The organism is Gordonibacter pamelaeae 7-10-1-b (genome assembly GCF_000210055.1).
In the GTDB taxonomy this organism is placed as follows: Bacteria; Actinomycetota; Coriobacteriia; order Coriobacteriales; family Eggerthellaceae; genus Gordonibacter; species Gordonibacter pamelaeae.
This window is the reverse complement of the sequence record NC_021021.1, coordinates 2,761,639-2,770,715: the sequence shown is the minus strand read 5'-3', so window position 1 is coordinate 2,770,715 and position 9,077 is coordinate 2,761,639. Positions and strand designations below refer to the sequence as shown.

7 protein-coding genes are annotated in these 9,077 nt (G+C 66.0%); all 7 read left to right on the top strand.

Annotated elements, in window-relative coordinates; all coding sequences use genetic code 11:
* Positions 1–608: 608 nt before the first annotated feature.
* Positions 609–2,780 (top strand): MurT ligase domain-containing protein, encoded by a 2,172-nt coding sequence (locus GPA_RS12825; protein WP_015540128.1) that lies wholly within the window; start codon positions 609–611, stop codon positions 2,778–2,780.
* Positions 2,781–2,887: 107 nt separating this feature from the next.
* A complete protein-coding gene (locus GPA_RS12820) occupies positions 2,888–4,459 on the top strand; it encodes an LCP family protein (protein WP_015540127.1) in 1,572 nt (523 codons plus the stop codon).
* A gap of 155 nt (positions 4,460–4,614) precedes the next feature.
* Positions 4,615–5,445 (top strand): arylamine N-acetyltransferase family protein, encoded by an 831-nt coding sequence (locus tag GPA_RS16950; RefSeq protein WP_015540126.1) that lies wholly within the window; start codon positions 4,615–4,617, stop codon positions 5,443–5,445.
* A gap of 256 nt (positions 5,446–5,701) precedes the next feature.
* The gene (rlmH, locus tag GPA_RS12810; protein WP_015540125.1) at positions 5,702–6,172 is read left to right on the top strand and encodes a 23S rRNA (pseudouridine(1915)-N(3))-methyltransferase RlmH; all 471 of its coding nucleotides are present in this window, start codon (positions 5,702–5,704) and stop codon (positions 6,170–6,172) included.
* 172 nt (positions 6,173–6,344) lie between these two features.
* Entirely contained in the window at positions 6,345–7,202 is an 858-nt protein-coding gene (locus tag GPA_RS12805; RefSeq protein WP_015540124.1) for an exodeoxyribonuclease III, read from the top strand.
* Between the two features lie 252 nt (positions 7,203–7,454).
* Entirely contained in the window at positions 7,455–8,705 is a 1,251-nt protein-coding gene (locus tag GPA_RS12800; protein WP_231847647.1) for an ATP-binding protein, read from the top strand.
* 144 nt (positions 8,706–8,849) lie between these two features.
* Positions 8,850–9,077: peptidylprolyl isomerase (locus GPA_RS12795; protein ID WP_167536669.1), on the top strand; the 228-nt coding region annotated here is incomplete at its 3' end.

The following is a 9,077-nucleotide window of genomic DNA, read 5'->3' as shown; positions in this document are numbered from 1 at the left end:
CGCGGCCGCGCCCCTGCGCTAGCCGACGGGCTGTAGCGCTGGCTGTTGCGGCTTTGCTGGGGAATGCGTCCCGAGTGGGAGGGGCGCCCTCCCACTCGGGACGAGGTGCGGGAGACGGGGCGTCCTGCAGCGCGCTGGCTTGGCGCGGCATCGTCGTCCCGCGCGGAAACATGCGTGCGTGCAACGCCGGCGCGCGCCTGACGCGCTGGGGAGTCTTCGGGGATGCGGCGGTGCGTTGCATCCGCGTGCTCGCGGCCCTCCGGTCGCGGCATGCGCCCGCTGTCCGCGTTGTGCGAGGGGTGTTCTCCGAATTCGTCGTACATCTCTGCCCCCATGGCGATCGAACGCCGTGCTTCGTCGTTGTCGTCGTCCGCTTCATTCTACCGGAAACGCGCGCCCGGCGAGCGCGCGAAGAACGTCTCGCCGCCGGCGAACCGCTCATATGCTCCAATTTAACACCTTAGCATGTTCGAACCCTTGTCGCGGAGGGTCGGCGGGCCTTTCTACTGATATTTGTATGGAGGGAACGAGACGGCGGGCCGCGGTGCCTGCGGACCCGCCGGCGATAAGGGTTATACTGGGCGCGTCTCGAACCGAAAGGATTGCCCATGGGCTTGCAGTTCGCCGCCGCGCGCGCCGTCAGCGCCGTGTCCACGTGGGGTTTGAAGCACGTGTTCCATCGCCCCGCCGCCAACTTCCCGGGGAAGATCGCGCTCTACGCCGACCCGCGCGTCATCGCCGACCTTGCCCCGCGCCTGCAGAAGGGGTCCGTGTGCGTGGTGGGCACGAACGGCAAGACCACGGTGACGAACCTTCTGGCGGACGCGCTTGAAACCGCCGGGCAACGCGTGGTGTGCAACCGCACGGGCGCGAACCTGGACTCCGGCGTGGCCACGGCGCTGCTGCACGCCCGCGAGGCCGACTGGGGCGTGTTCGAATGCGACGAGCTGTGGCTGGCGAAGATCCTGCCGCACTTGCAGGCGAACTACGTGGTGCTGCTGAACCTGTTCCGCGACCAGCTGGACCGGGTGGGCGAGATCGACCGCATCCAGGAGAGCATTGCGGGTGCGCTCGCAACGTCGCCGAAGACCACGCTCGTGTTCAATGCCGACGACCCGCTGTGCGCCGCCATCGCCGAGCGCGTGGGCAACCCCACGGTCGCCTTCGGCGTGGACGAGGACCTGCACCTGCCGCAGAACACGGTAGCCGACGCGCAGATGTGCCAGCGTTGCTCCGCCATGCTGGAATACGCGTACCGCCAGTACGGGCAGCTGGGTTCGTACTGCTGCCCCGCTTGCGGGTTCGCGCGCCCCTCGCTGGACTGTGCCGCCCGGGACGTGCACCTGGGCGCCGACGGGCTGTCGTTCGCCGCGCACGGGCCTCGGGGCGATGCCGAGATCGAGGCGCCGTTCAGCGGCGCGTACATGGTGTACAACCTGCTGGCAACCTGGGCCGCGGCCGATCTCGTGAGCGTGCCGGCCGAGGCGCTGCAGCGTGCCATCGACGCGTTCGACCCGCGCAACGGCCGCTTGCAGGAGTTCGCGGTGGCGGGCCGCCGCACGCTGTTGAACCTGGCCAAGAACCCCACCGGGTTCAACCAGAACATCAAGATCATCCTGCAGGACGAGAGGCCGAAGGCGGTGGCCTTCTTCGTGAACGACAAGGAGGGCGACGGTCGCGACGTGTCGTGGCTGTGGGACATCGACTTCGAGGAGCTGGCCGGCCAGTCCGGCCTCCGCGTGTTCGCGGGCGGCATCCGCAAGAACGACGTGCAGGTGCGCCTGAAGTACGCCGGTCTGGATGCCGCGCTGGTTGACGACGCAGCCGGCATGTTCGCGCAGCTGGACGGTTTGCCGGCCGACGCGCGCGCCTACGTGATAGCGAACTACACCGCGCTTCCGCCCGTGCATGCCGAGCTGGGAAGGCTTGCGGACGGGGGACAGGCGGCCGGGGCGCCGCTCTCCCCTAAGCCGTCCGAGGGTCTTTCCGGGTCGGGAGGCGTCCAGGCGGCTGAGGACGACGCCGCCCCGCTCGTGATCGCGCACCTCTTCCCCGACCTGCTCAACCTGTACGGCGACGGCGGGAACGTCAAGGTGCTCGAGCGTCGGGCGCGCGAGCGCGGCATCCCCGTGGAGGTGCGCCGCGTGAACCACGGCGAGCACGTGGACCTGGCGGGCGTCGACCTGGTGTTCTTGGGCGGGGGCCCTGACCGCGAGCAGCGGCTTGCCTCGGAGGACCTCATGCGCATGCGCGACGACCTGCACGCCTACGTGGAGGACGACGGCGTGCTGCTGGCCATCTGCGGCGGCTTCCAGATACTCGGGCACGAGTGGCTGCTGGGCGAGGAAGTGGTCAAGGGCCTGGGGCTGGTCGACATGACCACCGAGCGCGCACCCGGCGGCTCGGGCAACCGGCTTATCGGCAACATCGCGCTGCGCTCGCCGCTGGCCGATCAGGCTGTGGTGGGTTACGAGAACCACGCGGGCCGCACGCACCTCGGCACCGGCGTGGAGGCGTTCGGCGACGTGGCGTCATCGACGGGCCACGGCAACAACGACAGCGACAAGCGCGACGGCGTGCGCTACAAGAACGTGGTGGGGACCTACCTGCACGGCCCGCTGCTGCCGAAGAACCCGCAGGTGGCCGACGCCCTGCTCATCCGCGCGCTCGAACGCCGCGCACGGCGGGCCGGCGTGCCCGCCCCGGAGCTCGCTCCGCTGGACGACGCCGTGGAGAACGCGGCGAACGAGTACGTGCGCAACCGCCTGAACGCGGGCTAGCGCAGGGCGTCGCCGTGCCGCGCCTCCCGTCAAGTCCCTATGGCTTTTTCCTAGAGACGCCGGCCAGCCCTTGCCCTCGTGCGTTCCGCCCTTCAAAATAGTTCTTCATGAACAGCAGAAGAAGCAATCAGCGCCGCCCCGTTCGCCGGTCGTCCAACTCCACGGAATTCGACGGCCGCCCCGACAGGGCCTCCCGCAACGGTGCGTACACGCGCCGCGATTCGTTCGATCCGTCGGCGTACGGACGCTCTTCTGATTCTTCGCGCACCCCCTCCCCGCGCTCGACGCACGATGACAACCCCTACACCCGCCGCGTCTCCCAAGCCGAGTACACCCAACGCCGCAAGCGAGCCAAGCGCAAGCGCATCGCGCTCGTCGCGGTGGCCGTGGTGCTGGTGTTGTGCCTGGGCGGGGCCGGCGCGGCGTTCGCGTACTACCAGACGGTGTCGAACAACCTTCACCAGGGCATCGACGACGATCTGGCCCGCACGCTCGCAGCCGCCGAGGCGGCCCACCCCTACGAGGGCGGTCCCTTCTATATGCTGCTCATGGGAACCGACGGCTCGTCCGACCGCGAGGCGTCCGCAGAGTACGCGGGCGACCAGTTCCGCTCGGACAGCATGATGGTCACGCGCATCGACCCGCAGGGCAAGAAGGTGGCGCTCGTGTCGCTGCACCGCGACACGCTCGTGGACATGGGCGAGTACGGCCAGCAGAAGCTCAACGCGGCGCACTCCATCGGAGGCGCGTCGTACACGGTGGAGACGGTGTCGAAGCTGGCGGGCGTGCCCATCACCCACTACGCCGAGATCAACTTCGACGGCTTCAAGGACATCGTGGACGCGCTGGGCGGCGTGGAGGTGGACGTGCCCATGACCATCGATGACGAGGATGCCGGCGGTCATGTGGACGAGGGCCTGCAGACGCTCAACGGCGACCAGGCGCTCATCCTGTGCCGTGCGCGGCATGCCTACGACGAGTTCGGCGACGGCGACCGCTACCGTGCGGCCAACCAGCGCCTCGTGCTGTCGGCCATCGCGAAGAAGATCCTCACCTCCGATGCCGCTACCATGGTGGGCTCCGTGCAGGCGCTTTCTCAGTACGTGACCACCGACCTCGAGATCACCGACATCCTGTCCATTGCCCAGAGCATGCGCGGGCTTGATCCCGAGAAGGACATCTACACGGCCATGGAGCCCACGACCTCCGCCTATATCAACGGGGGTTGGTACGAGCACCTTGATGCCAAGGCGTGGAAGACCATGATGTCCCGTGTCGACCAGGGTCTGCCTCCCACCGAGGAGGACGAGATCGACGAGACGTCGGGAACCGTGCTCGCCACCACTGGCTCCGGTGCGGTCGAGGGAGAGAAGAAGGACGCCGCGCCCACCACTTCGAACGAGAAGAAGTCCAGCACCGTGGTGGTGAAGAACGGCAACGGGCTTGCAGGCGCAGGAGCCGAGGCCGCCGAGAAGCTGGAGGCCTGTGGCTACACCGTGGAGACGGGCAACGCCGACAGCTTCGACTACACGCAGACCATCGTCATCTACGAGCGGGGCGACCAGGCCACCGAGGCGCGCGCGATTGCGAACGCCATCGGCGTGGGCAAGGCCCAGCAGAACACCGGCGAGTACGTGTTCGACGGCGACTTCCTCGTGGTGCTCGGCGCGGACTGGTAAACCCTAAAATCAGCCTTCGGGGACGAATCTCCGGGATCATTCGACCCTGGGGAAGGAAGCGTCCCCAACACCCCTGCCTTAGAATAGCGTCACGCGATGGGGATCGCCGCTGCGGGCGCGAGTGGCCCGGCGGCGCTGACGTGAGGGGTGACGCCATGTACGAGGAACTGTACGAGAAGCTTCCGGACGCGAACCGGTACTGGGATAAGCTGGGCCTGTCCCGCCCCGAGGCGCCGCTTTCCAAGGACGACCTGGACCGCATCATCTTCGCGCACCAGAGCCGCATCCCCTTCGAGAACCTTGACGTGTGCGATTTCCACCGTCCCATCAAGCTCGGCATCCCCGACCTGTTCGAGAAGATCATCGTCGGCAATCGCGGCGGCTACTGCTTCGAGCTCAACGCGCTGCTCGATGCGCTGCTGCAGGATGCGGGCGTCAAGACCATGGCCTGCCTTGGGCGCAGCCTGAAGGATCGCGGCTACGTCTACCCTATACTGCATCGCGGCATCATCGTCACGTTGGGCGATGAGCGCTATATCGCCGAGGTGGGGTACGGCGGCCCGACGCCGGCGTGTGCCACCCCCCTGGTCGACGGCGCGGAGCTCGAATCGTGTGGGCAGGTGTTCCGCGTGGAGCTGCACGACGGAGGCTGGTGGCACGTCATCTATCGCGGAACCGCCGCCAGGCTCGCAGCTGCGCGGGAGCGCGGCGAGGACGTGGCCCCCACGCCGGTGTTCGCCCTGCTGGACGCCCCGGCGGCGCTGACCGACTGCGTGCCGCTCTCGTACTACTGCTCGACGCACCCCGACTCCGTGTTCACGCAATGGAGGATGGTGAACCGCCGGACGGAGGACGGCAACGTCTCCATCACGAAGGACCAGTTCGTGCGCGTGACGCCGGAAGGCAAGGAGACGCGAACCGTCGAGTCGGAGGAGGAGTTCCGCGCGCTGTTGGAAGAGCACTTCGGTATCGTGCTGCCCGCTTAGCCCCTGCGGCCGCCGGGGCCGACCCCCGGCCCCCTTTGCGCAGGCGGTCGACATGCTGGGCGGGTCCTTCAAGCACGGTAAACGTTTGGCCGGGAGCTTCGCGTGCGAGGCCCCGGCCTTTTTGACGGGATCGGGAAACCGCCGGCTACTTTCATGCCTGGGCGGGCTTCCCCGGAGCAAGTTGGGCGTGCCGGCCGCTCGGCGCGGAAGTACGCTATCATCTCTCTTGAAGAAAAGGCCGTTCGGAGGGGAGCGCATGAGGTTCACCGTGGTGGCAGTGGGGAAGCTGAAGGAGCGGTTCTGGACGGACGCGTGCGCCGAGTACCTCAAGCGCCTGCAGCCGTATGCGAAAACCGAGGTGCGCGAGATAGCCGATGTCGATCCCGGCCGTGCCGGCGGCGTGGACGCGGCGCGCGACCGCGAGGGAGCGGCCATCGTGGGGGCGCTTTCGCCGTCGTCGCACGTGGTGCTGCTGGCTATCGACGGAAAACAGCGTTCGAGCGAGGGCTTCTCGCAGCGCATCGACGCGCTCAAGCTGAACGGCGCGAGCGACATCGCATTCGTCATCGGCGGCTCCGACGGCGTGAGCGCCGCAGTGCGCCAGCGCGCCGACGAGACGCTGTCCTTCGGCCCCGTCACGCTGCCGCACAACCTCGCGCGCGTCGTGCTGCTCGAACAGCTCTACCGCGCGCAGAAGATCTCGCGCGGCGAACCGTACCACAAGTAAGGGGCGGGCAGGGCCGCTTTCTGCGCGCTCGCATCAGGCGGAGCTCGCCCTCTCGGGAGCGCTATAATGGCGAAACCGAGAAACCGTAGGGCGGGGGCGACATGCCGGAGCTGCAGAACGGGGAAATGTAACCGCAGAGCGGTCAAGTCGACCAACGAGGAAAGGTACCACCATGCGCTTCATCTCGTGGAACGTGAACGGCCTGCGCGCCGTGCAGAAAAAGGGCTTCGAGGACATCGTGTGCGAGCTCGACGCCGACATCGTAGCCTTGCAGGAGACGAAGCTGCAGGAGGGCCAGGCCACGCTCGACCTGCCGCAGTACCGCGAGTATTGGAGCTATGCCGAGAAGAAGGGCTACTCCGGCACCGCCGTGTTCACCAAGGAGCAGCCGCTGCAGGTGCTGCACGGCCTGGGCAGCGACTACCTGGATGCCGAGGGGCGCATCGTGGCGCTCGAGTTCCCGCAGTTCTGGTTCGTGGACGTGTACACGCCGAATGCCCAGAACGAGCTCGCGCGCATCGCGCACCGCATGGAGTGGGACGACGCGTTCCGCGACTTCTGCAAGGGGCTCGAGGAGGGCGTGCTACCCGCCGACGTGCCGGTGCAGCGCCCGGCGCCCGGCGAGGGCCACGTGTGCATCAGCGAGCTGCCGCTCACGCAGCCCGGCGAGACGGCTGCGCCGAAGCCCGTGGTGATGTGCGGAGACTTCAACGTGGCGCACCAGGAGATCGACCTCAAGAACCCGGGCCCCAACCGCGGCAAGGCCGGCTTCTCCGACGAGGAGCGCGGCAAGTTCACCGACCTGCTGGAAGCCGGTTTCGTCGACACGTTCCGCCGCCTGCATCCGGACGTGACGGGCGCTTACTCGTGGTGGAGCTACCGCTTCAAGGCGCGGCAGAACAACGCCGGATGGCGCATCGACTACTTCCTGGTCAGCGAATCGCTGGCCCCGAAGGTGGCGAGCGCCTGCATCTACGACGAGGTCTACGGCAGCGACCACTGCCCGGTTGGTTTGGAGCTGGAGCTGTAAACGGAACTCGCTTCCCTCCGACAGATTGACGATTAACCAACAATCTTGCCATGTTATTTGGCAAGATATATAGTAACCTTGCCAAATGATATGGCAAGATAATCAATCGTACCAGGAGGGGTCGACATGGATACGTCCATCGGCACGGTCATAGCCGAGAAGATCAAAGACTTCGCCGAGGAGGGTATCCCCGAAGTCTTCGACCGCGACTTGTCTTTGGGACGCATCCAGCCGCCGGCACGGGGCAACTTGGTGAACGTGATCGTGGGCGTGCGGCGCTGCGGGAAGACGTACCGTCTGTATCAGGAGATGCACCGGATCGTCGCCGAAGGATATCCGCAGGATTCCATCCTCTACTTCAATTTCGAGGACGAGCGACTGAAGCCTTACGAGAAGGAGCTGCTGCAGGAGGTCATCGAGGTTTTTTATGCACGCAACCCCCGCGCGCGGCAAGAGGGTGCTTTCTTCTTCTTCGATGAGATCCAGGAGGTGCCGGACTGGGGTTTGTTCCTGCGTCGAATGGTCGACACTTACAAGGCGACCATATATGCGACTGGCTCCTCTTCGAAAATGCTTTCAACGGAAGTGGCCTCCGAGTTCCGCGGCCGCGCTTTGCCGCGCGAGCTCTTTCCTCTCAGCTTTTCCGAATTCGTTCGCTATCAGGGGCATGAGGCGCCTTCTTCGAACGACTCCGCTTCTGCCAAGCGCGCTTTCTCAAGCAACATGCGCGCGCATTTGCGACACGACTGCGGCAAGTACCTGGGCAGGGGCGGCTTCGTCGCCGTCCAGGGTTTGGAACCGTCCGATGCGACGTTGCTGCTGCAGGAGTACGCGAACCGCACGGTGAATTACGACGTCATCGAGCGGTACAATATCTCGAACCCCTTGGTGGCCAGCAGTTTTCTGTCCCGATGCCTCGCTTCTTCCGGACGCGAGCTTTCGTTGAGTAAGGTGCACGGAGAGTTTCGAAGCAGGGGATTGTCCACGTCGCGCGAGATGCTTGCCCGGTTGCTTCGCTATTACCAAGAGGCGTACCTGCTGTTCCCGGTGAAAGAGTTCTCGAGGGCGGTTTCCGAAAACGCGCGCTCGAGCGCGAAAGTGTACGCGGTTGATCCGGCCATGTTCTCGGCGTTCTCGCCTTCTCCGACGCGCGACGAAGGGCAAAAGCTTGAAACGGCGGTGTTCAACAAGCTCCGACGCCAGACGAACCTGGTTCGGCAGGGAGGCATCGCCCGCTTGTCGTTCGAGAAAGGCTCGGCTCGGCACGAGGTCGATTTCGTCGTCGGCGATGCGCTGCTGCAAGAGGCGTGGCAGCTCGTGCAGGTGTCGTGCAGCTTGGCGGATGCGAAAACGCGCCGTCGCGAAGTGCGCGCCCTGGAGGCTGCCATGCCGTTGTACGGTGTGAACGAGTCGTGGATCGTCACCCTGGACGAAACCGAGACGATCGAGACTGCAACGGGAACCATCCATGTTGTGCCGGCTTGGAGCTGGCTGCTTGATTGAGGCGTGAGAGCCCGAGGGCTTTGCGATCAGGCGATCCGATGACAATTGGGGCTGAAGACAAAATACGATTCTCCATCCGATGCCGCAGCGGAGCGCGGGGAGTAGAGTTTCCTCGAACGTGAGAGCAGAGGGAAGGGGAGGGCTATGGGAATGATCGTCAAGCCGCTGTACACGCCGCGCTACGTGCCGACCGGCAACGAGGTGGCCGTGTTCGAGACGAGCAAGGGAACGATACGCGTGCGGTTGTTCGGGAAGGACGCTCCTGTCACGGTGGGCAACTTCGTGGAGCTGGCGCAGAAGGGCTTCTACGACCACCAGAACTTCCACGGCCGCGTGGAGGGCGACGTGGTGGTGGGCGGCTGCCCCGTCACG